A 25,525-nucleotide genomic window follows, 5' to 3' on the forward strand; every position below is an offset into this window, starting at 1 on the left:
ATTATTTCAGGTAATTATCTATTAATGCACTAATCTCATCACCAGGGGCTCTGTTACCCATATTGTTGAGTTTTTGTTGCGACGAATTGTGTTTTTCGATGTATGTAGCCTCTGTTTTATTAAATTTAAGATAACCCTGCTCAAAATAACGTTCTTCAATTTCGGTAGAAGAATCTAGTGATCTGAACCATAATTTGATTAATGAACCTGTAAGCTTATCGTAATAAAGCCAGTGGTAGGTTGCTTCTGCATCTGCATTGTCGGGCAAATCAAGGCGTTGGATTTCTAGAATAGCGGTATCTGAATTTTGGAAAAAGTATAAAATCTTGTATTTAGACGACATGCCGCAAAAATAGGACTTAATTTTTTATCGCAAAAGAGTTTTTTGCTGTTTGGTATAATATTATTGACATTTGTATTGGTCAGGATCTGCGATCCTGACCGTTGATACCCGGATCTGTAATCCGGTTTAATTATAATATAGGTTGCGTTCAGAATGACAGATCTGTAGGGGATTTAATGTTTCTCTCCTTTTACTACCTTAAACAAATGCAAAACCTGTGGAAATAGTGCATCCATGCTTTCTTCTGCACCACTTTTTGAGCCCGGGAAGGTAAGCGCAAGCGTTTCACCAATAAAACCGGCTACACCACGCGAAAGCATGGCATAAGGCATACGCTCCTGCCCGTAACGTCTGGCGGTTTCCATAATGCCCTCAATATTTCTGTCGATTAATGGTGCAATGGCCTCTGGTGTTACATCACGTGGCGAAAGGCCTGTACCTCCGGTAAAGATGACCAATTTAAATCCCGCTTTATTTAATTCGATAGCCTTATTTCTAATCGCTTCCGTCTCATCCGGAACAATTTCATATTTCGCGGTATTAATTCCCCACTGTTCCAAACGCATAATGATGGCCTTGCCGGAAGTATCCTGTGCTTTATTCTCGAAAACAGAATCAGAACAAACCACAACAGCAGTTTTAATTTCAGGGAATTTAGCATTTTTAAGATCCGACTTTCCGCCTGACTTTTTGAGTAACCTGATGTTTTCGATTTCTACACCCTTATCAATCGGTTTCAACATATCATACATTGTTAGCGCAGTAACCGAGGCGCCGTGCATGGCTTCAACTTCTACACCGGTTTTGTAAATGGTATGTACTTCAACGGTAATAATGATGGTTAAACCCACAATTTCGTAGGTAATGGCGGTGTATTCTATCGGGAGCGGGTGGCAATCTGGAATTACATCACTGGTTTTTTTTACGCCAAATAATCCCGCGGCACGTGCAAATTCGAACACATCACCTTTGGGTATTTTACGTTGCTCAATGGCGTCGATGGTTTCCTGCTTTGATACTTTTACGGTAGCGGTAGCAATAGCGATCCTTAAAGAGTTGGATTTCCTGGTGATGTTTACCATGTTATGTATTTTCTTTCCACTGATGTGTTTCGTCTTCGAATATTTCTTTGCCCCAGATCGGTAATTCGGCTTTTAAACGATCTACTACTTCGCTGCAGGCTTCTATTGCAGGCTTGCGGTGCGCGGAGGATGTAAAAACAAAGAGGCAGATTTCGCCTGTTTTAACCGTGCCCAAACTGTGGTAAATGTGCATGCAGTTAAGCGGGTATTTTTCGAAAATGTCTTCCCTGATCTGGTGCATTTTTTCGAGCGCGAGCTCATTATAGGCTGTATATTCTATCGCAGCAACAAATTTACCGTCGATTTCATCTTTTCTCACCTGGCCCATAAAAATGCTATGTCCGCCGATTGCCGTTTTGCTGCTGTGCTTCGCAATGCTGTCGGCTATAAAAGCAGGCGTTATCGGACCGTTAACAAATATATTTTTTATCTTTTTTTCGCTCATGTTACGATCTTAAAAAATGATCTCTCCATTTTACAATCCCGCCTTTTAAACTATAGATTTTTTTGGCATCGCCATATTTTTCTTGTAATGCCTCAGCTGCGGCAACACTTCTGATTCCATGCTGGCAGATTAAAACCACATGTTTTTGATAAAATTCTTTATTTAAAAATGCGCCAAACTCCGACATCGGTACCTGCGTATAAATCTGCTTATCCAATACCGGAACTTCATGCTTTTCGCGAACGTCGATTAAAATAGCAGATTCCGACTGTTGCAGCCTTACCAGTTCGCTGGCATCAATTTCTATGTAGCCCTGTGGCCCTTCGCTCGTATCCTGATAATCCATATTTAAAAATTCATCAACAGTTTTGGGCAGTGTATAACCGCTTCCGTGACTGATGCTGATGGTATATTGTTCTTGTGTAAGTAAGTTATAATTTAATATTTTATTGTTGAGCGGCTGCCCGATTTTAGCAATCAATTTTATGGTTTCAGCTGCTGCCATGGTGCCTATTATTCCGGGCAATACGCCTATAATTCCATTTTCGGCACAGTTTGGAATTTCGCCTTTGTCGGGTGGAACAGGGAAAAGATCACGGTAATTGGTACTGGGTGTTAAATGATCGGGTGTGTTAAATATGGCCAGCTGACCTTCGAAACCCGAAACTGCAGCAAATATAAGCGGTTTGTTAAGCAGGGCACAGGCATCATTAATCAGGTATCTTGATTCAAAATTATCGGTACCATCCAATATGTAATCGTATCTGGAAATGATATCGAGGATGTTGCTCTGCTGTAAACGGATAGGATGGCGGATGATCCCGATCTGGGTATTCATTTCCTGAAGACGTTTAGCCGCAACCTCTACTTTCAGTTTTCCGATATCGGCCGTTGTAAATAATATCTGCCTGTGCAGGTTGGATAGCGAAATGGTATCATCATCAACAATCCCGATGTGGCCAATGCCGGCAGCAGCAAGGTACTGTAGTGCGGGGCAACCCAGGCCACCAGCGCCAATTACCAGCACTTTAGCTTTTACAAGCTGTTGTTGTGCTTCCTCCCCAAATCCTTTCAGGATAATCTGTCTGTTATATCGCTCTGCACTCATATAATTTAACCGCCGGAAAACGGAGGCATAATGGCTATAGTAGCCTTGTTGATGATTTCGGTGTTCTCCTGAACAATATTTTTATTCAGGGCAAGTTTATATTTCATGCTTTTTAAAGCCGGAAACAGGTGCTCCAGATGTTGCTTAAAGTTATCGGTGTCGGCAATTCCATCAAAATCAATCTTTTGATTGCTGATTAACTCGGAGATTTTGCCAAAACTGATGATTTCGATTTCCATGCTGCTAATTTACCTGTAAGATGCTGATTTTGCTTAATCCCTTTACAAATCTTCTTCCGGTAGCGAAATCGCTGGGCGTAATCATGGCAATATTTCCTTTTTCGGCTTTAGCAGGATCGGTATCATAACTCCTCAGAACCAGTATTTGGTTTCCGGTAGGCGAATTAAAAATTTCATTCCATGAGTACACCACTTTATAATTATCGCTTGCGGTAAAAACGAGGTAATATTCGCTCAATGTCTTTGGCGAAGCGGCATCAATTTCAACTTTGGCTAAAATATCCTTTAAAAGAACGCCTTTAATGTTTTTAATGCTGCTTTTATGTTGCATAAGGTGATTAAAAATAGTGATACTATCCAAACTAACGGATTTATAAGCGCTTAAATTGTCTAAAGTTATCGTTAATGGCGTTTTAACCTTTCCTTCAATAGTAAATTGTTTGCTTTCTTGTGCTTTCGCAGTAAAACCTAAAAATAACAGGGCGAAGATGATGTATTTCATATTATGCATGTGTAAATAGTAATTTATAAGCTGCCAGCGCGAGTACACAGGCCAGAACATTTTTTAAAACGGTTTGCGGAAATTTTAAGGCGCCAAAGTAAGCGCCACAAATGCCCCCAGCAAAAGCCACACCCACATAAGCGAGCATATGACTGTTAAATTCGAACCCTTTGATCAGTTGTCCGCCTAAACCGGCAACGGAGTTTACAAAGATAAAAGCGGCACTAATGGCTGCCGTTTGTTTTTGATCGGTCCATTTTAAAAGCAGGAGAACCGGCGAAAGAATAATGCCACCACCAATGCCGATCATGCCCGAAAGTAAACCAATAATGCCGCCAATTGCTAATGATAAAGGAATGTTTGAAGGCTTAAAATCTTTCGGATCGGTATTTTGAAAAAAGAAGAAACGGATAACGGGGATTAATAAAAGTACACCTAAAATCTTTTTATAAATGGAGCTTTCAATGGCCATTGTACCACCAACAAAAGAGAGTGGGATAGAAGCAACTGCAAAAGGCCAGAATATTTTCCATTTAAAATGACCGCCACGGTAAAACTGGATAAAGGAAGTGGAAGAAACAAACAGGTTGAGCAATAAGGCCGTTGGTTTCATAATGGCTGGCGAAATGGCAAAAATAGCCATTAATGCCAGGTAACCGCTTGCGCCACCATGCCCTACCGAAGCATAAAGAAAGGCAACAATGAATAGTAAACAGTAAAACAGGATAAAACTTTCTTGCATGGTTAATTTGGTAAAATCATTACAGTTAAAATATCGCCTTTTTCGAAATGCGCTTGTGTTTCGTTAAGGCAGATTAAACAATTTGCCTGTGCAAAAGAACTCAGGCGGTAAGATTCCTGTGCGTTTAAAGGAGTAACTTTTCCGTTTTCGTATTTTCCTTTCAGAAAATGAGTTAAACCAGGGGGCTTGCTATAAAGGTGGGAAAGCTCGGCCGCTACCTCGGTTACACTGTTATTTTTTTGAGATAATAATTTTAGCGAAGGAAGTACATAATTATAATAGCAGCTCAGTACAGACGAGGGGTTGCCCGGAAGTCCGAAAACGAGTTTCTGACAATAGGTTCCAAAAAACAAGGGTTTACCGGGTTTCTGTTTCACCTTGTGGAAAACCTGCTTAATATTGCATTGCGCTGCCGCTTCGATCACAAAATCGTAATCGCCTACACTTACACCACCGGTTAGCAATACCAGGTCGCTATTTTCCAAAGCGGTTTGCAATACTTTTTTCAGGATTTCAAGGTCATCATCTGCTTCATAAATGCTGATCTGACTGATGCCTTCATGTTTTAAAGCTGCCGCGAGCGAATAGGAATTTGATTCGTACACCTGACCAAATGCTAAAGGCTTACCGGGTTCTTGTAGTTCTTTACCTGTAACGATTATCGATACCATTGGCATAGGATAAATACTTACCTCATTAATGCCAATCCCTGCAAGAAAACCAATGGCAGCCGGGCTAAGCAAACAGCCTTTTTCCATGGCTAAAGCCCCGGCTTTAATTTCAGAACCTTTATCACGCACGTTTAAGCCGAATTTTAAATTGGGATCCTGTAAAGTAATTTTATCACCTGATCGGGTTATTTTCTCCTGCATGACTACGGTATCGGCTCCGTTTGGTAAGGGTGCACCTGTAAAAATTCTACCCGTTTCGCCATTCTGGATGGTGATGTTTTGAGTAGTTCCGGCGGCCATTTCGCCAATGATACGGAGTTCTTTTTCATGATCTTCAAACTTTAAGGCATAGCCATCCATGGAAGACTGACGAAAGGCAGGAATATCGAATTGAGCATAAATATCAACAGCCAGTGTATGGCCGGCTGCTTTAGCCAGATTAATACTGATTGGGTTTAAAGGACTAATATGTTGAGAAATGAGGTCTTTTGCTTCTTTTACGCTGATCATGAAAATTTTATCCTCCAATGGTAATCATACTTCTGTTTTGAATGGTAGCAGCATCTATTTTTTCGAAATCGCTGGCCAATTGTCCGCCTAAAGCCTGTTTTTTGCTCCAGATTGCCGATTGAATTAGTGGAAGCACATCTTCATTTTTCCTCAGGTTGCTAAGCAGATCGGTTTCGCTGTCAGAAAAAAGGCAGTTTTTTAGTTTTCCATCAGCGGTTAGCCGCATGCGGTTGCAGGTACTGCAAAAAGGGTGCGTCATGGTACTGATAATGGCAAAAGAACCTTTGTGACCAGGAATCATAAAATGTTTGGCCGTATCGTTAGGCACTCCTTTAACTGGCAAAACCGTAAAATCCTTTTCAATTACGGCAAGGATTTCTTCTAAAGAGAACATCTGGTTACTCGTCCATTTGTTGCCGCTGAAGGGCATAAACTCAATAAAGCGAACCTGGATGGGGTTATGTTTAGTCCAGCTGATGAAATCGTTAATTTCGTTATCGTTAAGGCCCTTCATCACCACCATGTTAATTTTTACGTTGATTTTGTGCTGCAAAAGCAGTTCGATATTGCTGCGCACCTGATGAAATACATCCCTTCGGGTAATCATGAAAAATTTTTCGGGTTGAAGGGTATCCAGACTGATGTTGATGGTTTTAACACCTGCATCTTTTAATACAGGCAGCATTTCTGCAATTCGGGTTCCATTGGTGGTAATTACCAGTTCTACGGGAAGTTTGCCTAATGCAGCAATAATTCGGGCCGCATCCTTTCTTACCAGCGGCTCTCCGCCTGTTAGCCTGATTTTTTTTACACCATTGGCCACAAAAATTTCAGCAAGTTTGATAATTTCGTTGGTTTGCATTAGCCTGGAAGCTGGAGTGAAATCATACTCTTCCTCCGGCATGCAATAAAAGCAGCGAAAATTGCAGTTATCGGTAAGCGATATCCGCAGGTAGTCGTGTATTCTTCCAAAAGAATCTGCTATCATTCCTGGCTGATTAAATTATTGTAATCGGTTTCTGTATCAATGTCAGTTTCACCGCCGTCAAAAACTACGGTTTCCACATCCTGCTGATGTTGTTTTAATATTTTTTTGGCGCCATCTGTCCCTTTTAGTGCTAAAAGTGCATCAAAATATTGTTTCCCGAACAAAACAGGGGTACCAATCGTTCCGGCATAAGCACTGGCAATGATATTTTTGCCGGTTTCCTGATGCTTTTCGATTAAGTGATTAAAGGTACTCATTTTTATAAAAACCTGGTCGGCTACTGCAATAATGATACCTTCTGTTTTATCGTTTTTTTCAATCACAGCAGAAATTCCTGCAGCAATGCCCGATGCCATTCCGCTTTCCCAGTTTTTGTTGATCACGAAATTAACCTGATCGTTTTGATGTTTTGCCAATATTTCGTCAGCATATGCTCCCAAAACTACTGTAACTGTTGCGCCAGCTGTTTTTAAAGCCTCATCAATCACGGTTTGGAGCAGGGTTTTTCCCTTATAATTTAAAAGCTGTTTTGGTTTGCCCAAACGGGATGAATTTCCTGCGGCCAAAATGATGATTTCCGTTTTCATTTAGCTGTTATTTAATCCATAAACATGAATGGGAGTCTTTTTATCCCTTAAAAAAACTGCTGAAGCACCTGTAAATACCGATTTTATCTCCGCCAGGATAGAAATCGCGATCTCTTCGGCCGTTTCTGCGCCAATATCCAGGCCAATTGGTCCGTGTACGCGGTTTTCATTTTCAGGGGTGGCAAGGTTCAGTTCATCAAGCATTCTGAGGAGCTTTTTCTTTGGTCCCAGTGTGCCGATGTATGATGCTTTGGTACATAATAAATGTTTAAGCAGTTCGATATCATAATTGTAATTATGTGTCATCAGTACAAATGCGGTTTGTTCATCAATATCGATTTGGCTCATTACATTTTCGGGTTTACTTACCAGGATTTTAGTTGCATTTGTAAAACGCTGTGCTGTGGCATGGGTAGGTCTGCCATCAATTATGGTTACTTCCCAGCCTAAAAGGTACGCCATTTCGGCCAAAGGCTGTGCATCGTTGCCGGCGCCTGCAATAATTAGTGAAACAGGAGGGTGGATAAGTTCGATAAAAGCATCTGTTTCCTGGTTACCGTAATTATATACTTTAAATGCTGCCGTTTTACCGGCAAAAACTTCTTTAGCATCTTTGATGATATCTTCTTCAATTTCCGCTGGTATTTTGGATAGAATAGCACCTTTTTTAAAAAGCATACTGGTTCCCGGCTGCAGTTTACCATTTAAGGCAAAAAGTGTTGTTAAAATGGCATCTTCCCTTTTATGCTGCAATGCCGTTAAAATGGCAATGGGGTTTAATTTGTCTTCTTCGTTAATGGGTTCGAAAAGGATATGTACAATGCCATTACAACCCAGCTGAACGCCAAATTTGGCATCATCTTCGTCGGTGGTATCGTATGTAATCAGCTTGTTTTCCTGTTGCACAATTGCGGAAAGTGCTTTTCGTAACGCATCGCCCTCTAAACAGCCTCCGCTAATGGCGCCGGTTAACTGGCCATCTTCGGTAATCAGCATCCTGGCACCCGGCCTGCGGTAAGAAGAACCTTCTACCTTAACCACTGTTGCCAATGCAGTTTTCTTCTTTTCCTTTGTTGCTTTCTGGTACGCCTTAAGTATATCGGTAATTTCTTTCATCAGGGAATGTAATAGCGGCAATTTAATGATAATCTATTACAAATGTTGCAAGAGAAGGATATTGCCTTGTTTGGGCAGTAACAATTTATACGCTGATGGTAATAAAATTAAATCAGAAAGGTTCCGAATGAAAAACTTCGAGGTTAACGCAGCGTAATCCAATGCTGTTAAAAAGCGCTGTGATTTCTTTGGTCCAGTCTCTTGGCGAATCTACACGAAGAATTTTATCGCTATCCCACAGATCAATGTTCCATTTGATTTCTTTGAAGCGGCTGTTCAGTAATGGACTGATTTCATTTAACTCGCTATCTGAGGATACATTTGTTTTGAAAACGGCTATCATAAAGAAGATTTTTAGGTTTGTTGTAGGGGTAGACGTTTCACTTTGGAAATTACTTTAAATAAAAATCATTTTTTTTATTTTTTTTTAATTTTCGCAATTGAGAACCAAAACATTGCTTTATGCGTAAGTGTAATGGTATCACTTAAATTAAAACAAAATGTTAAATACAACCATCGCCGCCCTGCTTGGAGGGCCTGAACTGATCCTTGTTGGAGTTGCTGTTTTATTATTGTTCGGTGGAAAAAAAATCCCTGAATTAATGAAAGGCCTTGGTAAGGGAATAAAAGAATTTAAAGCCGGACAGGAAGAAGAGAAACCGGAAGTTCCGAAGCAGGCTTAATTCTAAACCTAATAGAATTTTAAATATTAAACTTTGAACACCCTGCGCTTATAAATGGAGCCGGGTGTTTTTTGTTTAAATATTGTCGGTATTTAGATCTCCGTTTAAGAGCAATAATTTAAACCAATCATAAACGCAATTCTTGCCAGATAAAATTTTGAATGCTGCTGCATCTTTTTTATGATTTGGAAATGAAGGGACAGTTGTTCCTGGCGGTTTGCAGCCCTGCTTTTGGTACAAGTTCCGATGAAGGATCGGAAGCTTTCCCCGACAATCAGGTTTAGGAACAGCGTTTTGCAATTTGTAGTCAGCAAATGGGCTACTTCATTTACCTGCGTTCGCCAATTTGTTGCCGCCACATGGAGTAATATAGACCTTTCTTTTCGAGCAGTTCGTTGTGGCTGCCCGTTTCAGAGACTTTTCCTTTTTCAAGTACGTAGATTTTATCGGCATGCATAATGGTTGATAAACGGTGGGCAATCAGGATGGTCATCTGTTCCCTTCTGTCGGATATTTCGCGGATGGTTGCCGATATTTCTTCTTCAGTGAGTGAATCGAGTGCCGAAGTAGCTTCATCAAAAATCAGTAACCTTGGTTTTCTCAATAATGCCCTGGCAATCGAAATCCGCTGTTTTTCTCCACCCGATAGTTTCATGCCATTTTCACCCAATACTGTATCGATCCCCTGGGCAGCTTTGGCAATAAGTGCAGTAGCTGATGCTTTTCGCAGCGCTTCAACAATATCTTCTTCGCTTGCGGTAGGGTTTACAAAACGCATATTATCCCTGATCGATCCTGCATAAAGCTGCGTATCCTGCGTAACAAAACCGATTTGCCTGCGTAAAGGGTTGTACCTGATTCGTTTAGAACTGGTTTCGTTGAACAGTATTTCGCCATCAACTGGAAGGTAAAGGCCTACCAGAAGCTTTACTAAAGTAGATTTACCCGAACCCGATGGGCCCACAAAGGCCACGGTTTCTCCATTCTGGATTTCGAAAGAGATATCATCAATGGCATTATAACCGGCTGTTTTATGTCTGAAAATTACATTTTTAAATTCAAGCCGGTTTAGCGCATCCAGTTCTACGGCATTTTCTGGCCGGGTTTCGATGGGTTTTTGCATCAGGTTATCGAAAGTTTTAAGTGATGCATCGGCCTCCCGGTATAAAATAATCATATTGCCTAAATCCTGCAAAGGCGTAAAAATGGCGGTAGAAATAAACTGCATGGCGATTAATTCGCCTGTACTTAATATTTTTCTAAAAATCAGCCAGAGCAGGATAAACAAAACTGATTGCTTTAATAAATTGAGCAAATTGCCCTGCAAAAAAGATAACATGCTTACTTTTCTGGCCTTTAACATTTCGAGATCGAAAATTTTTAAGGTCTGCACATTTAATCTTCTGATTTCGGCAAAGGTTAAACCTAAACTCTTTACGAGTTCGATATTGCGCAGGCTTTCGGTAATTACACCTGCCTGTTTATCGGCCTGCCGGTTAATAGAGCGCTGAATGGCTTTGATTTTTTTAGAAAGCAATCCGGTTAAAGAGCCAAGTACCAATACACCAATAAAAAATACCGGCACCAGCAACCAGTTCTTATTCAGACTGTACCACAATAAAAAGCCAATGCCTACCAGCGATGAAAAAAGGATATTGATAAAGGCATTGATGAAACGTTCGGCATCGGTTTTTACTTTTTGAAGCACCGAAAGTGTTGTTCCGCTCCGGCTTTCTTCAAATTCCTGAAAAGAGAGGCGAAGGGTTTGTTTTAATCCGTCGTTAAAAATATTCATGCCAAAGCGGGCTACGGCTTTACGCGTAGTAAATTCCTGTACCGATCGGCAAAGCCTCGCCACCAGCGCAATGGCAAGCGCAATCAGCAACCAATATAAAACTTCGCTAATGAGTTGTTTTTCGCTTAAATGGTGTTTATTGGTTGAATAATTATCGATGATCTTTCCAAAAATAATAGGATCAAGCAAGCTTAAAAGCTGCGCTGCTGCAGCCAGTAAGAGTGAGAGGATAATGAGTTTTTGATGTGGTTTGAGGTATTTTAAAAGTATTTTCATTTCAGCAGGATCACAGTTAATATGGGCTACTATTAAACGTGAAGGGCTGGTAATAGTTTCGATAAGATTAATTTGTGTCGCCTTTTAAGTTGTCGGGGTAGCTATTAATAATCCTCAGGTATTAAAATAGGATAACAGCGGTAGGAAGAAAAACTATTATGGGTACGCAGTGAATTATCTGGAGGTAAAATCATCCATCAACTTCATTGTAATCAACGCATCCTCACCACTACATGGATTTGGTCCTTTATCCAAAAAGTAATCTACTACCTTTTCTATCATCGGCTGTTGTACATGTTGCAAAGGTTCAAAGGCATATTCTTTCGGTTCATCTGTATTAACCGTGATTTTGTTACCAAACATCGGGAAACTGATATTACCTTTCGAGCCATATATCACACAGTTATCCGCCTGATCTTCCGGAGCAACCGAAAAGCACCAGGTACCACTGAAAACAATTCCATTTTCGAAAAGGATATTTCCTGTAACCAGGTCATCAACCGCGGTATTTTCCTGTTGTTTGGCAGCAATGCCAGATGCATGTTTAACCGGTCCGAAATAGTAGGTCATCAGATCCAATTGATGCGGAGCCAGATCGTGGAATAAACCACCACCAGAAATGGCCGGATTAATCCGCCAGTTATCCTCTGTTTTGGCTATCAACGCAGGGTTTGGCGGCTGGAGCATCTTTAACCGCACCAACCTGATATCGCCAATTGTATTTTTGGCCAGCAGCTCCTTAACTTTTAAAAACATAGGCTGCGCACGGCGGTAGTGGGCCACACATAGCTTTACATTAAGCTGGTTTGTCGCATCCGTCATACGTTGTGCAGCAGCTGCATCTAAGGTCATTGGTTTTTCTACATATACAGGCTTGCCAGCTTGCAGGGCTTCAATGGCATAGGCCTCATGCTGTAGCGGAGGTGTAGCAATATAAATGGCGTTTACTTCCGGATCGTTAATTAACAGGGAGGCATCGCCGTACCATTTGGGTACCTGGTGCCGCTTTGCATAATCTGCAGCTTTGGCAGCGTCACGGCGCATTACGGCTACTAATTTAGAGTTGCCTACCTTATTAAAGGCTGGCCCGCTTTTTACCTCGGTTACATCGCCACAGCCAATAATGCCCCATCTGATTTCTTCCATTACAAGATTAATTTAAAAGTCTGAATTTAGAGAATATTGGCTGAAATTTTTCGAAAAACCATTATAAAAAAGAAAAGGGACTCAATTGAGATTGATCCCTAATCAACTAACCAAACAAATGAATTCCGGAAACCACGCCGGAATTATGATATAAACGTAACGGTACCTACATTGTTTTGAAGGATGTATAATTTATATCAATTAATTTGTATAGCCAGTTAAAATGTGGCTGGAAATTGCCAAGTGCTTTTTTTAGATTTGCCGACCCGAAATTCGTTAAACAGACCAACCTAACCCAAAATGAAAATGTATAAAAAGGTGATTTTTGCGCTATTTTTAATGCTGTCTACGCACGCATATGCACAGGTTGAGCAAGATGGACCTTATGTTTGGCGCGCTGGTAATCAGATTATTAGCCGTTACATCCTGGGTAACGTATTGCATGTAGATTCTTTAAAAGAAGATGCCCCGATAGCGGTGCGTTTTGCTAATCATACCGACTGGAATTTCAGCTTTAAACTTCATAAAAAAATTGTTGTGCCTCCTGCAAGCTATGCAGGCGTAAATAAAATGTTCGTTCTTTCTGATATTGAAGGCGAGTTTGAAGCCTTCCGGGCTTTAATGATCGGAAATGGCGTGATGGATGAAAAATATAACTGGACATTTGGCAAAGGGCAGCTCGTAATCTGCGGAGATCTTTTCGACCGTGGCAAAGAGGTAATGCCTTATTTATGGCTATTGTATAAATTAGAAGCAGATGCTGCCAAAAAAGGTGGCTATGTACACGTTATACTGGGCAATCATGATGTAATGAATATGGCAGGCGATTTACGCTATCATTCTCCTAAATACACTGCATCGGCTAAATTAATGAACCTTGAGTATGGAAAATTGATAGATGCTGATAGCGAAATCGGAAAATGGCTGAGGAGTAAAAATGCAATTGAAAAAATTGGCGATAAGATTTTTATGCATGCTGGTATTTCACCTCAAATTAATGCGACAGATTTCTCCCTGCAAGCCATTAATGATAAGTGCAGGAGCTATTATGGTACTGCTACTAAAAAACTACCAGAAGAAGGGCACCTATTAATGGGAAGTGCCGGACCATTTTGGTACAGGGGTTACTTCGGGAAAGAACGCACTAACCCAGCCACCGTTGATTCTACATTAGCGAAGTTTTCCTGCAAACAGATTGTAGTTGGCCACACCATTACCAAAGAAAATATTGCAGGATATTATAGCGGAAAAGTGATCGGGATTGATGTAAACGAGCACAGTGGAAACCGAAAAGCAGTTCTTTTTATTAATGATAAAACATTTGTGGTTGATGACAAGGGTAAAAAACAACCACTTGAAATTAAGGATACTACTGCAGCTATTGAATAGTTTAATCCATTTTAAAATCCTGCGCGAAAGCCCATACAACCATGGCATCAAGCACAGGTCTTAATTGCTCTCCTTCCTTACTTAAACGATAAGTTACAAACGGCGGCACCACATTTTGTGCTTCACGGATCACCAGGTTATCTTGCTGCATCTGCTTTAAATGTTGTATCAGCATCTTTTCAGTAATAGCCGGAATAAGCTTTTTCAGTTCGTTATACCTTTTCGTACCACTTAAAAGGTGGTAAAGAATAATGGGTTTCCAATGACCGCCTATTTTATTCATCACAAAACTTACCGGGCAGCTGGCCTGATTACTTTTCCTGTTTGCGTTTAATGTCGAGTTTTCTTTAATGGCTGTCATGTTACATACTTTGGGGTAAGTACTTGTATAAAAGTAAGTGCAAATATAACTTTGTCTTAAATTAAAACATAACAATCATGAAAATAATAATAACAGGTTCTTTAGGGAACATTAGCAAACCCTTAGCAACACAATTAATTGCCCAAGGACAGGAAGTAACTGTAGTAAGTAGTAACCCTGAGAAATCGGCAGAAATAACCAAACTTGGTGCGCAGGCTGCAATAGGTTCGGTAACAGACGAAAGTTTTTTAGTTAATACTTTTACAGGTGCGGATTTAATTTATCTAATGGTTCCAACTGATTTTGGCGCAACTGATCTTCGCGGCTACATAAAAAGTGTAGGGCAACATTATGCCAATGCAGTTAAGGCTGCGGGAGCGAAAAAGGTAATTTTGTTAAGCAGCATTGGTGCACATTTAGATAGTGGTACCGGACCAATTGCAGGTTTACATGATGTTGAGCAAATATTTGGTCAGTTGAAAGAACTTGATTTGCTTATTCTCCGTCCGGCATTTTTCTACATTAATTTTTATGCGAATATTGGTTTGATTAAAAATGCAGGCATTATCGGATCAAATTATGGTGCAGATCAATCAATTGTACTGGTTCATCCAGCTGATATTGCTGCGGTTGCCGCAAGTAAGGTTGAAGAAGGCTTTGAAGGCAAAAGTATCCTTTATATTGCCAGCGACAAACGCAAATTGAGTGAAGTAGCTTTAGCTTTAGGTGCTGCAATTGATAAATCAGATTTACCCTGGGTTGAGTTTGATGACACACAAGCTTATGAAGGTATGGTTGCTGCGGGTTTATCGGAAGAAATGGCCAGGAATTATGTAGAAATGGGTACTGCAATCAGAAGTAAAGTATTATGGGAAGATTTTGAAGCAAAAGGGATTGTTCCGGCAGGTAAAATTAAACTGAAGGATTTTGCAACCGAATTCGCTGCAGTTTATAATGGCTAAATAATATCGTTCTTTTCGACTTAAGGTATTGAAATGGAGAAATCTTTGAATAAGTTATGTTTGAAGATTTCTTCATTGTGCTTATAGTAACATTTATGTAAACTATCCGTAGCATTTTTTAACCATATTAGACATTTAAGGGGATATAAGCTTCTATGAACTTATATTCCTTATATAGTAAAGTTAGAAGTTTAGGATTTTGATAAAAAAATCTCTTTAGATCTGCGTTTTCTGCGCCATGAACGGGAAAAAATATAATAAATGGCTTATTGTTTTTTCCGCAGATTAAAAAGGATAAAAACGCTGAGTTTCAGTGACCAAATAAACTTAATTTACATCTGGTTTTTTAATGTAAAAAAGAAAAGGGATTCAATTGAGATTGATCCCTAATCAACTAACCAAACAAATGAATTCCGGAAACCACGCCGGAATTATGATATAAACGAAAGGATGCAAAGATTGTTTTACGATTTACCAATTCTTCAATATTTTTTTAAAAAGGGAAAAATGACAGGATATATCGGAGAATTATGTTCTGCTTTTTTTAGCTTTGCAGCATGCAAAACCTTTCGAAGAAGCTTCAGATTGATCTCATAGAACTTAAGGCCAAATACGCCTTTATTATGGATGAACTTGAGGCTACTTTTGCAGATGCTTACCTGTCGAAATCATTGGCCAAGCAACGTTTGGCCGAACAGATGATGCTTGAGATAGAACGTATTCTCAGCGAACAGAAAGGTGGTCAAGAAAATTGATTATTCCACAATCTTCAATTTTTAATTTCCAGCAATTTTTTTGGCTGCAGACAGGTTAAAAGTACGTTTTTTGTCGGCATCCTTAAAATCTACATCCATAAAATAGCGTTTGTGTTTAACAACATAATTCTCAATAAACCATAAAATATCGGGCAGGTTTTCGGCCATTGGCGATCCTGCTATTTCGTGGCCCATATTCTGTACATACTGAAAATAATAGGGGTAGTTGTTCTTTCTAAACCGGTGCGCCAGGTATTTCGATCCAAAAAAGCCGCGGTTAAGTAGTCTTACCTTGTTGTACGGAACCAGTTTATCCGCTGTGCCATGAAAAAACATGGTTGGTGCAGGAGCTACAGCATATTTTGGAGCACCTTTATAACTTAAAATTGCTCCCGCAAAAGAAATTACCCCTTTATATTGAAAGTTTGCCGGAAGTTTTGCAGCCAGGGGTGTAGCATTCCGTTTGTTGTAATCGGCATGTAATGCCGTAATGGCTCCGGCGCTCGATCCGGAAATAATAATCATGCCTGTATCGATACCCAGGGTTTTAGCATTTTTGATCATATAATCTGTTGCTTTGTAAACATCTGCTGTAGCCGTATCAATAGCCGACCGTAAACTAGAAGTGTTAAAAGGGGTGGGGAATTTCTTGCCCTTAAGTCCTAATCTGTAATCAACCGATACCACCTTAAAGCCATGCTCAATCAGGGTGTTAAAATAGGGTTCGTATAGTTTGCTATCTCTGCGACCCAGTACAAAACCTCCGCCAAAAACAAACAGCAGTGTTGGTTTTTTTTCTGTGATTTGTCCCTGGTAATAGATATCCATTTTCAGCGGTGCAGAATCCGTTTGCGAAAATATTTTAGTGTCAACACGGTATTTCTTGTCCTTTAATACAATCTGTCCGGAAGAAGACAGGGCACTGAATAAGAAAATCAGGAAAAAAATGTTCGGAAGGTAGGTTTTAATGAGCATCATCTTATTTTTAAGGATTTCGATATTAAAGCATTTTTGATTCAGGTAATTTTATACCATCTCAATCTAAGCATTTTAGTTAAAATATTCTTTAACAGATTATGATGAAATTAATTTTGTTTTTTTTTGTAGCTCTTGAAAGGTAAAATCAGGACAGTTTTTAGCTATTTTTAGCGTTAAAGAAAACCATTATGAAAAGAACGTTACTGATCTGTATCATCCTGTTTGCTGGTCTTTTAAGTGCTAACACTGTAATAGCCTTGCCCAAAAAGAAATTTAAAGTAATTGCCTTTTATACTGCCAAGAGCGATCTGGCGCACATTAGTTTTGTACACGAAGCCAATGTATGGTTCCCAAAAATGGCTAAAGAATATAATTTTGAATACGATTCTACTTCGAACTGGGAAAATTTGAATGAAAAATTTCTCGCTAATTATCAGGTAGTATTATTTTTAGATACCCGTCCCGAAAAGCCCGAACAGCGGGAAGCCTTTCAGAAATACATGGAAAAAGGTGGTGGCTGGATGGGTTTCCATTTTGCTGCCTTTGGTTTAAACAATTCGGCCATACCCCAAAACTGGGATTGGTACCATAACACATTTTTGGGGTCAGGAGAATACGGAAGCAATACCTGGCGACCAACCAGCGCTATTTTGAAAGTTGGAACCAAACATCCCGTTACGGCAAAACTGCCACAAACTTTTAAGGCCCAGCCCAACGAATGGTACCGCTGGAAAAACGACCTTCGCAATAACCCTGATATCGAAATTTTATTGTCGGTCGATTCAGCAAGTTTTCCGCTTGGTACAGGTCCAAAACAAAGTGAAATCTGGCGCAGTGGCTTTTATCCTGTGGTTTGGAGCAACAAAAAGTTTAAAATGGTCTATGTAAACATGGGGCATAACGATATGGATTATGAACATAAATACAACAATACCAATAAATCACTTTCTTCTTCATTTGGCAATCCTAATCAGGATAAATTATTAATCAATGCACTTTTATGGCTGGGAACTGGCAACAAACGTTAAACATATATTAAAATCTGCAAAATGAAAAGAAATTTAAAGTTTTTAGCCATCTTTCCGGTGTTGATTATTGCATTCGTGATCTAGATCAGCTCAGCAAGGATATCAGGTGATTGGTTTATTGGTCATTGGTTCATTAATCATTGGTAATTGGTCATTGGTTCAATAATCATTGGTAATTGGTTAACTGCTTAATTGGTAACCGTAGGAGTACACCTAATTAGCGTAATTCCTTGTAATCTGTGCATCCGTGGCAGAATTAATTGGAGCCTGAAAGTGAAGCCACTTTTTTGTTACGATAAAATTCTACCCGTATATCTTCCGTACAAAAACCTTAATTCTTACTAAATTGCCATAAAATTACACACCCCTATGGCAGAAGTTAAAATCAATATTCAGGAAAATGGAACAGGCGCTTTCGATCTTTTCGATGAAGATGGAAAAGTTGGCGAAATGGTATTTGATATCCAGGGAAAAGACCTCACTGTTTACCATACAGAAGTATCGCCTGAAAAAGAGGGGATGGGCTATGCAAAACTATTGCTCGATGCCATGGTAAATTATGTTCGTGAAAATAACCTGAAAGTTATTCCGCTTTGTCCTTATGTGCATTTGCAGTTTAGAAGACACGAAGAACTTTACCACGACATTTGGAACAAAGTAAAAGAAGAATAAGTTAATAATGATAGCTGCAAAACCTGATGGGAATCGAGCAAAGTCTTTAGTCAAAAAGAGCATAGAGTTACCAAAAAGTTTTTGTTGGCTCTGTGCTCTTTATGGTTTAAATGATTATCAGGCATTTTGCCTCAGTTAATCGATTTAAACAATTAACCAATTCATCCAATAAACCCCTTAGCTTTAAAACTTAACTGGTAACTTATCCGAAACCAATACATTATTTTTGTAATATTCAAAAAACCAGTTACCATTCTTTTTTAAAACCACACCATTCGTATTTCCATTAACGGCAATAAAAAAATCCTCAACAGAAGTTTTAAATAAAGTCATCACAATTTTAGGCGTTGCATCAACCAGCTGATAACCATTGGCTGTAGTCTGGGCATACAATACCGCATCTGTCTGTTTTGCTTCGGTAGCTACTGGCTGGGTAGCAGGGGCAGGAGTTGTTTCAGTTTTAGCTTCTTTTACCTGTGCAGCAGGCGTTGGTGCCGAAGCGTCCGGAATGCTGCCTGCGGTATAACGAAAATCAGTTAAAGAAGCAAATGCATCCCTTAAGGCCAGATTGAAAGAAGTTTTGTATTCTTTCTCCCTGCTTTTCCCTTCCTTACTTTTTAGCACCACTGTTCCCTTACAATCTTTGAGCACCACTGTAAGATTGGTTACAAACATGCTGTTTTTTTCTTCTATATCAGCAGTCAAGGCTTTACACCTGTCGCCTGCAATTTCCGTCGGTAAATCTGCATTATCAAAGTAAGTCGTGAAGCCCAAATCATCAAAAAGGGCTTTGGTAAGGTTATTTAAGTTATATTGATTAGCCTGCTTAAGAAAACTGAATTTCTCTGGCACAATAATATACTTATAATGATTAAGATTGGGTTGAGCCTGCGCAGAAAAAGAGAGTGCCAAAAGAATGATAACAAGATATCTTTTCATAATGATTGATGGGGGATTATATTCCGGTTCAATTTATACAATGAAATGCAGAAAATCAAATTGTTGGTTTATTGCCGTTTGATGATTGATTTATAACTTATCGTTAATTGTTTAAATCAATTAATCGACTACAGACTTATGACTTAATAATAAATCAAGCTCTTAATGATCCGAAATAACCATTTTACCAATCGCCGGGTTTTTTGGCCTCTTGCTTACGAATAGCAGAAGGGGCAGGGTAACTACAAAAAGTAACCCAACAAAATAATAACAATCAATATAGCTGAGCATGGAAGATTGCGTACTAATGGTATGTTCAATTACGCCGATTCCTTTCATGCGGGCATCCATTGCATTAATTCCTTTTTGCTGAAAATAAGCGGTTAACGAGTTTAATCGTTCAACTGCTTGCGGATTATATATGTTAATGTGGCTCAACAGATCTGTGCGGTGTATCGCTATTCGCTGTGCATAATAGGTGTTTACTGCTGATATGCCAAATGCACCGCCCAACTGTCTCATCATATTATTGAGGGATGCACCCTGCGGAATATCTGCAGGCGGCAGTGAAGATACCGCGAGCATGGTAAGTGGTACCGTTAAAAAAGCCATAGCTGTGGCACGGAAAATCAGGTTAATGCTGATGGTCCGGGCCGAAATACCAAAATTAATTCCTGCCATGCTCCAGTTGAAATATATAAAACAGATAAAGCCCAAAACAACAATTAAAATCGGCGATACCCCTTTGGCCATTAACTTGCCAGAAGCAATCAGCGCAAATATGGCAATTACCGCACTAGGCAGTAGCATCAGGCCTGTTTCGGTAGGTGTAAAGCCAAGCAGACGCTGGGCCAGAACGGGTGTAATAAAAACCGAAGTAAACATGCCAATGCCTGTAATAAAGGTTAAAATCGCTGCTATAGATAACGATCTGCTTTTAAATACCCTTAGGTTAACCACAGGATGAGCCACATGTAATTCCCAGAGGATAAACGCTGTTAAAGCCGCAATGGCGGTAACAGTGAGTACGATAATATAGCCCGTAGCAAACCAATCTTCAGTTTGACCACGTTCGAGCACAGTTTGTAATGAGCCTATACCCACCGCGAGCAAAATGATGCCTAACCAGTCTACTTTGTTTATTTTTGGTTTGATGAGCGGCTCTGTAAGCAGGAAATAACACGAAACAGCTGCAGCGATGCCTATAGGGATATTAATATAGAAAATAAGTGGCCAGTTGTAATTATCAATAATCAAACCACCCATTGTAGGGCCTATAGTTGGACCAATAAATACTCCTATGCCAAAAATAGCACTTGCTACACCCTGTTTTTCTTTAGGAAAAAGTTCAAATATTACGGCCTGCGAAACTGATAGCAAAGCACCACCGCCCAGTCCTTGTAAAAACCTGAAGGCAACCAATGTCCATATATCCGGTGCGCCCCCACACATAATAGAACAAAAAACAAATATAATGATAGAGCCGATGTAATAATTTCTACGGCCAAACATAGCCGTTAAAAAACTGGTCATTGGAATAATAATCACATTGGCAATGGCGTACGCCGTTACCACCCAGGTAGTATCTTCTAATGTAGCTCCAAGGTTTCCGCTCATGTGCGAAAGGGCTACATTTACAATAGTGGTATCAATGAGTTCCATTACGGCAGCCATTAATACTGTAATAATCAATAGGGTTCGTTTTAAACTGCTCATCTGGTATTGAATAAAAGTGAACGATTGGTCTCTTTTTAGGTAAAAAAATTAGTAGATTATGATTGGTTCTTTAGTAGTGTAGTTATTCAGGCTTAGGAGACATAATAAATTTATTAAAGTGAACGTTCGGTCTCTTTCTAGGTAAAAAATTTTAGAGGATATAAGGATCAATTTCTTTTTTCAGCATGGCTATGATGTTATGGAGGTATTCAGGGTTATTTTCTATCTTACTGATCAGCACGGCACCTTCATACATCGTGAAAACTTTTATGGCATAATGTCCGGCGTCGAAATCTTTAGAAAACTCGCCGCTTTCTTGTCCATCAATGATGATCTTACTGATGCGGCTTTTAAACCGGTGGATGGCTGCCCTTACCTTCTCTTTCATTACCGGGTTGGTATCGTCGGCTTCTGCCCCAAAATTCAGGATGGCACAACCGCCCCATTTTGATAAAATGCGGTTATCGTAGAAATCAAGCAAGCCATAAAGTTTGCCTTTAGCCGTTGGTATTTCCCTTACAACTGCTGTAACGCCATCGTGCATGAGGTTGCTCAGGTAGTTAAATACCTCAAGACTTAAAGTCTCTTTGCTGGCAAAATGTCTGTAAACGCCACCTTTTGCCAATTGTGTCGCTTCCATAATATCGTTCATAGAAGTACCTGCAATACCCTTTGTATTGAAAATCGGTGCAGATTTTTCGATAATGAATTGCTTGGTGCGTTCGGCTTTTTTCATGACAGGGCAAATATGAACAATCGGTCGCAATTATATGCCTTATATTTTTCTATTTACACAGGGCTTACAAAACATAAAAAATGGTAACCCGTGTAAGGTTACCATTTCCGCAAGATCAATAAGGTTTATATCGCTATTTTACCGGATAAAGGGCTTTTAATGCTACTAGGTCATAAGCTGTAAACGGACGGCTATTTTCGCCTAAGCAGGCAAGCATCCATGAATCCGGATCGCCATTTTCTGCCTTTGGTGTTCCTGGTATCAGAACAGCACCTACATCAGCCTGTCCTTCATTTTGTTTGAGGTATTTTCCAAGCCACGAATTATATGTCTGTATATCGCAGCTAAAATTTCTATCAGCATAATCAGTATGCCTGAAGCCAATTGCATGGCCAATTTCATGTGCAATTACGGTAGCCAGCAAACTGTTTTTAGCATAAGTTGGACCATAAACCACATTACTTAATTTGATCGGGCTGGCGGGATTTCCATTTGTTGGAAAGCCAGCAGATTGACCTAGAATGGTTTGTCCGTTAGGTGCTTTTCCTAAATCTGCTCCAATAATCGAAATATCAGCAGTTTCTGCAGAGCTGGCATCTAAAAGTTTAAAGCTTAATCTTAAATTTAGATCGTTATAGCGTTTAACGGCTTCAGTTGCTGCATCATTAAACACTTTTTGTGATGTACCTGCGTCAATTTTTATTTTTAGCACCCTTGATGTTCCAACGTTTACAATGTTAGTAGAACGGTATTGCTCTGTTGTAGGTTTATTCTGCCTTAAATCTCCAACGATTTGTTGTTGGGTAGCAAGGTTCTTTGCATCAAGGAAAATATCGCCCTCTACAATATAGCCTCCGTCTTTTTTAAAGGCGTTATCAGGAGAAAAACCTGCTTTGGCTATGGCCATTTCCTCATCTTTAGTAAGTTGAGTCTGGTCCTGATTTTCGTTAGTTGTGTTGTTCTTTTTGCAGCTGATGGCAATGGCTATACCGGTTAATAAAATAAGCACATAGCCTGTTTTTAATTTTGAAAATGATGTTTTCATAAGTTTGATAGTTAAAAGTTAGTTAATGAATTGATCTTGCTGTATATTAAATTACTGGTATTCAGTATTTTAATTTATTATAGGTTTGAGTGCGTGTAAACTGCTGGTGTTGAGAAACACCCGTTGAGGTATTTTGAGTATTACGAAAAGCCTGTTAGCAGAAGCTTTAGTCGATATACCGGAATGAAAGAAGTGGTTTGTTGAACGATTAAGTTCTGGAAGATTAAAACGAATACAGATTTTTCCCATCATAGTTAAATAGTTAGTTATGTGGGATGAGCAGCAAATATATATAACTGTTAAAGATTATGATAGTCAGTTGTGTGCATGTCCTGAAATTTTACACGAAATCAGATTTGTAGTTGTAGTTAGTGCTTTTTTGTATGATTTTCTTAATAAATTTTACACAAAATTATTTATGAGATGATGTTCTAGCTTGTAACCGGATTGTATATATCAGATATTGGATCCAAAAAATAACCTTTTACAAAGTAATTTTGTATATTTGCAGTCCGGTTTTGCAATTCATAACTGTAAACCGAAACTAAAAACTGGGGCCGTTCTTGGATTTGACGGGGTGGCGAAGGTTATGTTAGCATGCAGTGCGTTGTTCGGAGAGCACTTAAAGTGAACGATCACATTTTAGTTGGCGAAAATACTTACGCCTTAGCTGCCTAGTTTAGAACTAGCTTAGCTTTTGTCCCTCTAACTGCTGCATTGTTGGGTTAGAATCCGGGGCATCGAAACAACAAAGCTGGCTTTAAGGAGATGCGACTTAAAGTGAGATAAAGTATCTAAGGTTATAAGCAAGGTCGGTTTTCAGCCCGTTTATATCCCGAAAATCAATTGAAAAATAAGCATGTAGAAGGTATAATTTATCTCACAACTGGACAAGGGTTCGACTCCCTTCGGCTCCACAAAAAGAAACCTGCAAATTATTCATTTGCAGGTTTCTTTATTTATAGTTCAGATCATCCTTTTCACATTTTCACTCTCACATCTTCCATCAATTATTCCGTTCTTCCAGGATATTGCTGCAACGCTACCTCCAGACAGTTCATCGCTGCATTTAAATCGTCGGTATTTAAAACGTAAGCCATACGCACTTCGTTTTTACCAGAACCTGCAGTAGAGTAGAAGCCCGTGGCAGGTGCCATCATCACGGTTTGATTATCATGGCTAAATTCTTCTAAAATCCACTGACAGAATTTATCAGCATCATCAATTGGAAATTTAGCAACCACATAAAATGCACCACCCGGGTTCGGACAGAATACGCCATCAATCTTATTTAACCTTCCAACCAAAGTATCGCGGCGTAAAGTATATTCTGTATTTACCTTTTCAAAATAGCTATCTGGCGTATCTACAGCAGCGGCACCGGCAATCTGCTCTACCATACCCGGACTTAACCTCGCCTGTGCAAATTTTAATCCTGAGGAAATTACTTCTTTGTTTTTAGTTATCAGACAACCTAAACGTGCACCACAAGCACTGTAACGTTTAGACACTGTATCCATAATTACCACATTTTCGTCCAGGCCATCCAGGTGCATTGGCGATATAAATTCCCTGCCATCATAGCAGAACTCGCGGTAAGCTTCATCCGAGAATAAAAACAGGTCGTACTTTACACAAAGTGTTTTTAAAGCTTCTAATTCTTCTCTCGAATATAAATAACCGGTCGGATTATTAGGATTACAGATAATAATTGCCTTGGTTTTTTCGGTAATCAGTTTTTCAAATTCGGCAATAGGAGGCAGGGCAAAACCATTTTCGATATACGAAAGAATTGGTTTTACTACCACGTTGCTCATACAGGCAAAACCATTGTAGTTTGCATAAAAAGGCTCCGGAATAATGATTTCGTCACCTTCATTCACACAGGTTTGCATGGCAATGGTAATGGCTTCAGAGCCACCAACAGTTACCAGTATGTTTTCTGGCGTAATGTTATAACCCAGTTTATTGTAGTATTCGGTAAGTTTTAAGCGGTAGGCTAACGTTCCTTCTGATGGTGTATAGGCCCAAACATTAAAATCAATGTTTTTGATGGCGTTTAACATTCCTTCAGGTGTTTCTATATCGGGCTGACCAATATTTAAGTGGTACACTTTTTTACCATCTTTTTTAGCTTGATCTGCAAAGGGGGTTAATTTTCTGATCGGCGATGCAGGCATCTGCACACCTTTTTGTGAAATTTTTGGCATGGTACAAAAATAAAAAAGTCCCGATGAAAATCGGGACTTTTTAAATATTATCGGTTAAAAAATTACTTTGAAGCAGCAGCTACAGTTTCACCTTTAATATAAAGCACCTTAATTGGTGTTTTAGCGTTTGAAGTGATGGTAACCGCTTTAGAGAAAGTAGACGGACCGGCAGCAGCGTTAAAAGTTACTGAAATTACACCGGTTTCACCTTTTTTCAATGGGGTAGAAGTGTATTTTGGTACAGTACATCCACAGCTTGCTTCTGCTTTAGTAATAATTAAAGGCTCTTCGCCAACGTTTGTGTATTTGAAATCGTAAGTTACTGGCTTGTTTAAAACAATTTTACCGAAATCATGTGTTTCAGTTTCGAATTTAAACTCAGCAGGTTTAGCCTGTGCATTTGCAGCAATACCAAAACCTAAAACAAAAGCGAATAATACTAAGATCTTTTTCATGTTATTTGGGTGTAATTTATTTTTTTAATTTCTAAAACAAATTTAA

Annotated in this window: 28 protein-coding genes and 1 other RNA gene; 7 read left to right on the forward strand and 22 right to left on the reverse strand. The window is 39.4% G+C overall.

Going from position 1 to position 25,525, the window contains the following annotated elements:
- Window position 1: 1 nt before the first annotated feature.
- From ACTJKC_RS00680 to ACTJKC_RS00735, 12 genes are all read right to left on the reverse strand, one after another.
- On the reverse strand, window positions 2-343 hold the full coding sequence (locus ACTJKC_RS00680) for a hypothetical protein (RefSeq protein WP_344850810.1): 342 nt from the start codon (window positions 341-343) through the stop codon (window positions 2-4).
- A gap of 173 nt (window positions 344-516) precedes the next feature.
- Window positions 517-1,425: a bifunctional molybdenum cofactor biosynthesis protein MoaC/MoaB gene (gene moaCB / locus ACTJKC_RS00685; protein WP_440789374.1), complete on the reverse strand. Its 909-nt coding sequence runs from the start codon at window positions 1,423-1,425 to the stop codon at window positions 517-519.
- Window position 1,426: 1 nt separating this feature from the next.
- Window positions 1,427-1,870 (reverse strand): molybdenum cofactor biosynthesis protein MoaE, encoded by a 444-nt coding sequence (locus tag ACTJKC_RS00690; RefSeq protein ID WP_440789376.1) that lies wholly within the window; start codon window positions 1,868-1,870, stop codon window positions 1,427-1,429.
- Between the two features lies 1 nt (window position 1,871).
- The gene (locus tag ACTJKC_RS00695) at window positions 1,872-2,978 is read right to left on the reverse strand and encodes a ThiF family adenylyltransferase (RefSeq protein ID WP_440789378.1); all 1,107 of its coding nucleotides are present in this window, start codon (window positions 2,976-2,978) and stop codon (window positions 1,872-1,874) included.
- Window positions 2,979-2,983: 5 nt separating this feature from the next.
- Complete coding sequence (locus ACTJKC_RS00700) at window positions 2,984-3,217, reverse strand: MoaD/ThiS family protein (RefSeq protein ID WP_440789380.1); 234 nt, start codon at window positions 3,215-3,217, stop codon at window positions 2,984-2,986.
- 4 nt (window positions 3,218-3,221) lie between these two features.
- Window positions 3,222-3,719: a molybdopterin-binding protein gene (locus ACTJKC_RS00705; RefSeq protein WP_440789382.1), complete on the reverse strand. Its 498-nt coding sequence runs from the start codon at window positions 3,717-3,719 to the stop codon at window positions 3,222-3,224.
- A gap of 1 nt (window position 3,720) precedes the next feature.
- A complete protein-coding gene (locus tag ACTJKC_RS00710; protein ID WP_440789384.1) occupies window positions 3,721-4,461 on the reverse strand; it encodes a sulfite exporter TauE/SafE family protein in 741 nt (246 codons plus the stop codon).
- A 2-nt stretch (window positions 4,462-4,463) separates the two neighbouring features.
- Window positions 4,464-5,642, reverse strand: a complete 1,179-nt coding sequence (locus ACTJKC_RS00715; protein WP_440789386.1) for a molybdopterin molybdotransferase MoeA — start codon at window positions 5,640-5,642, stop codon at window positions 4,464-4,466.
- Window positions 5,643-5,649: 7 nt separating this feature from the next.
- Window positions 5,650-6,630, reverse strand: a complete 981-nt coding sequence (gene moaA, locus ACTJKC_RS00720; protein ID WP_440789388.1) for a GTP 3',8-cyclase MoaA — start codon at window positions 6,628-6,630, stop codon at window positions 5,650-5,652.
- Window positions 6,627-7,217, reverse strand: coding sequence for a nucleotidyltransferase family protein (locus ACTJKC_RS00725; protein ID WP_440789390.1), 591 nt, complete (start codon window positions 7,215-7,217; stop codon window positions 6,627-6,629). Before ACTJKC_RS00725 ends, moaA begins: the two co-directional genes overlap by 4 nt.
- Window positions 7,218-8,333, reverse strand: coding sequence for an XdhC family protein (locus ACTJKC_RS00730; protein ID WP_440789392.1), 1,116 nt, complete (start codon window positions 8,331-8,333; stop codon window positions 7,218-7,220).
- 112 nt (window positions 8,334-8,445) lie between these two features.
- On the reverse strand, window positions 8,446-8,676 hold the full coding sequence (locus ACTJKC_RS00735; RefSeq protein ID WP_440789394.1) for a hypothetical protein: 231 nt from the start codon (window positions 8,674-8,676) through the stop codon (window positions 8,446-8,448).
- 157 nt (window positions 8,677-8,833) lie between these two features.
- On the opposite strand from ACTJKC_RS00735, the gene ACTJKC_RS00740 reads away from it, so the two are divergent.
- Window positions 8,834-9,016: a Sec-independent protein translocase subunit TatA/TatB gene (locus ACTJKC_RS00740; protein WP_025142807.1), complete on the forward strand. Its 183-nt coding sequence runs from the start codon at window positions 8,834-8,836 to the stop codon at window positions 9,014-9,016.
- Between the two features lie 328 nt (window positions 9,017-9,344).
- Here the strand turns inward: ACTJKC_RS00740 and ACTJKC_RS00745 are convergent, their stop codons facing one another.
- Both ACTJKC_RS00745 and ACTJKC_RS00750 read right to left on the reverse strand, forming a co-directional pair.
- A complete protein-coding gene (locus ACTJKC_RS00745; protein ID WP_344850823.1) occupies window positions 9,345-11,087 on the reverse strand; it encodes an ABC transporter ATP-binding protein in 1,743 nt (580 codons plus the stop codon).
- 174 nt (window positions 11,088-11,261) lie between these two features.
- Window positions 11,262-12,233 carry a Gfo/Idh/MocA family protein gene (locus tag ACTJKC_RS00750; RefSeq protein ID WP_440789397.1) on the reverse strand — a complete coding sequence of 324 codons (972 nt, stop codon included), beginning with the start codon at window positions 12,231-12,233 and terminating at the stop codon, window positions 11,262-11,264.
- A 300-nt stretch (window positions 12,234-12,533) separates the two neighbouring features.
- Between ACTJKC_RS00750 and ACTJKC_RS00755 the strand changes: the two genes are divergently transcribed.
- Window positions 12,534-13,622 (forward strand): metallophosphoesterase, encoded by a 1,089-nt coding sequence (locus tag ACTJKC_RS00755; protein ID WP_440789399.1) that lies wholly within the window; start codon window positions 12,534-12,536, stop codon window positions 13,620-13,622.
- A gap of 1 nt (window position 13,623) precedes the next feature.
- Here ACTJKC_RS00755 and ACTJKC_RS00760 read toward each other — a convergent pair whose 3' ends face one another.
- Complete coding sequence (locus tag ACTJKC_RS00760; RefSeq protein ID WP_344850826.1) at window positions 13,624-13,983, reverse strand: winged helix-turn-helix transcriptional regulator; 360 nt, start codon at window positions 13,981-13,983, stop codon at window positions 13,624-13,626.
- Between the two features lie 77 nt (window positions 13,984-14,060).
- Between ACTJKC_RS00760 and ACTJKC_RS00765 the strand changes: the two genes are divergently transcribed.
- On the forward strand, window positions 14,061-14,945 hold the full coding sequence (locus ACTJKC_RS00765; RefSeq protein WP_440789401.1) for an NAD(P)H-binding protein: 885 nt from the start codon (window positions 14,061-14,063) through the stop codon (window positions 14,943-14,945).
- A gap of 557 nt (window positions 14,946-15,502) precedes the next feature.
- Complete coding sequence (locus ACTJKC_RS00770) at window positions 15,503-15,700, forward strand: hypothetical protein (RefSeq protein WP_440789403.1); 198 nt, start codon at window positions 15,503-15,505, stop codon at window positions 15,698-15,700.
- A gap of 21 nt (window positions 15,701-15,721) precedes the next feature.
- Here ACTJKC_RS00770 and ACTJKC_RS00775 read toward each other — a convergent pair whose 3' ends face one another.
- Window positions 15,722-16,678, reverse strand: coding sequence for an alpha/beta hydrolase (locus ACTJKC_RS00775; RefSeq protein WP_440789405.1), 957 nt, complete (start codon window positions 16,676-16,678; stop codon window positions 15,722-15,724).
- Between the two features lie 188 nt (window positions 16,679-16,866).
- Between ACTJKC_RS00775 and ACTJKC_RS00780 the strand changes: the two genes are divergently transcribed.
- Window positions 16,867-17,706: a ThuA domain-containing protein gene (locus tag ACTJKC_RS00780; protein ID WP_440789407.1), complete on the forward strand. Its 840-nt coding sequence runs from the start codon at window positions 16,867-16,869 to the stop codon at window positions 17,704-17,706.
- Between the two features lie 369 nt (window positions 17,707-18,075).
- Window positions 18,076-18,378 carry a GNAT family N-acetyltransferase gene (locus ACTJKC_RS00785; RefSeq protein WP_440789409.1) on the forward strand — a complete coding sequence of 101 codons (303 nt, stop codon included), beginning with the start codon at window positions 18,076-18,078 and terminating at the stop codon, window positions 18,376-18,378.
- 183 nt (window positions 18,379-18,561) lie between these two features.
- On the opposite strand, the gene ACTJKC_RS00790 is transcribed toward ACTJKC_RS00785, so the two are convergent.
- The 4 genes from ACTJKC_RS00790 to ACTJKC_RS00805 all read right to left on the reverse strand — a co-directional run bounded on the left by ACTJKC_RS00790 (window position 18,562) and on the right by ACTJKC_RS00805 (window position 22,814).
- The gene (locus tag ACTJKC_RS00790) at window positions 18,562-19,317 is read right to left on the reverse strand and encodes a hypothetical protein (RefSeq protein WP_440789411.1); all 756 of its coding nucleotides are present in this window, start codon (window positions 19,315-19,317) and stop codon (window positions 18,562-18,564) included.
- 162 nt (window positions 19,318-19,479) lie between these two features.
- Window positions 19,480-21,033, reverse strand: coding sequence for a DHA2 family efflux MFS transporter permease subunit (locus ACTJKC_RS00795; protein WP_440789413.1), 1,554 nt, complete (start codon window positions 21,031-21,033; stop codon window positions 19,480-19,482).
- A gap of 151 nt (window positions 21,034-21,184) precedes the next feature.
- On the reverse strand, window positions 21,185-21,769 hold the full coding sequence (locus ACTJKC_RS00800; RefSeq protein WP_440789415.1) for a TetR/AcrR family transcriptional regulator: 585 nt from the start codon (window positions 21,767-21,769) through the stop codon (window positions 21,185-21,187).
- 133 nt (window positions 21,770-21,902) lie between these two features.
- Window positions 21,903-22,814: a M57 family metalloprotease gene (locus ACTJKC_RS00805; RefSeq protein WP_440789417.1), complete on the reverse strand. Its 912-nt coding sequence runs from the start codon at window positions 22,812-22,814 to the stop codon at window positions 21,903-21,905.
- 553 nt (window positions 22,815-23,367) lie between these two features.
- Here ACTJKC_RS00805 and ssrA point away from each other — a divergent pair.
- Window positions 23,368-23,734: a transfer-messenger RNA gene (gene ssrA, locus ACTJKC_RS00810) on the forward strand.
- Between the two features lie 90 nt (window positions 23,735-23,824).
- On the opposite strand, the gene ACTJKC_RS00815 is transcribed toward ssrA, so the two are convergent.
- Both ACTJKC_RS00815 and ACTJKC_RS00820 read right to left on the reverse strand, forming a co-directional pair.
- Window positions 23,825-25,024: a pyridoxal phosphate-dependent aminotransferase gene (locus ACTJKC_RS00815; protein ID WP_440789419.1), complete on the reverse strand. Its 1,200-nt coding sequence runs from the start codon at window positions 25,022-25,024 to the stop codon at window positions 23,825-23,827.
- Window positions 25,025-25,086: 62 nt separating this feature from the next.
- Window positions 25,087-25,479, reverse strand: a complete 393-nt coding sequence (locus tag ACTJKC_RS00820; RefSeq protein WP_025142781.1) for a DUF1573 domain-containing protein — start codon at window positions 25,477-25,479, stop codon at window positions 25,087-25,089.
- Between the last annotated feature and the right edge of the window lie 46 nt (window positions 25,480-25,525).

This window comes from Pedobacter sp. 22226 (assembly GCF_052045455.1).
Taxonomy (GTDB): Bacteria; Bacteroidota; Bacteroidia; order Sphingobacteriales; family Sphingobacteriaceae; genus Pedobacter; species Pedobacter jeongneungensis.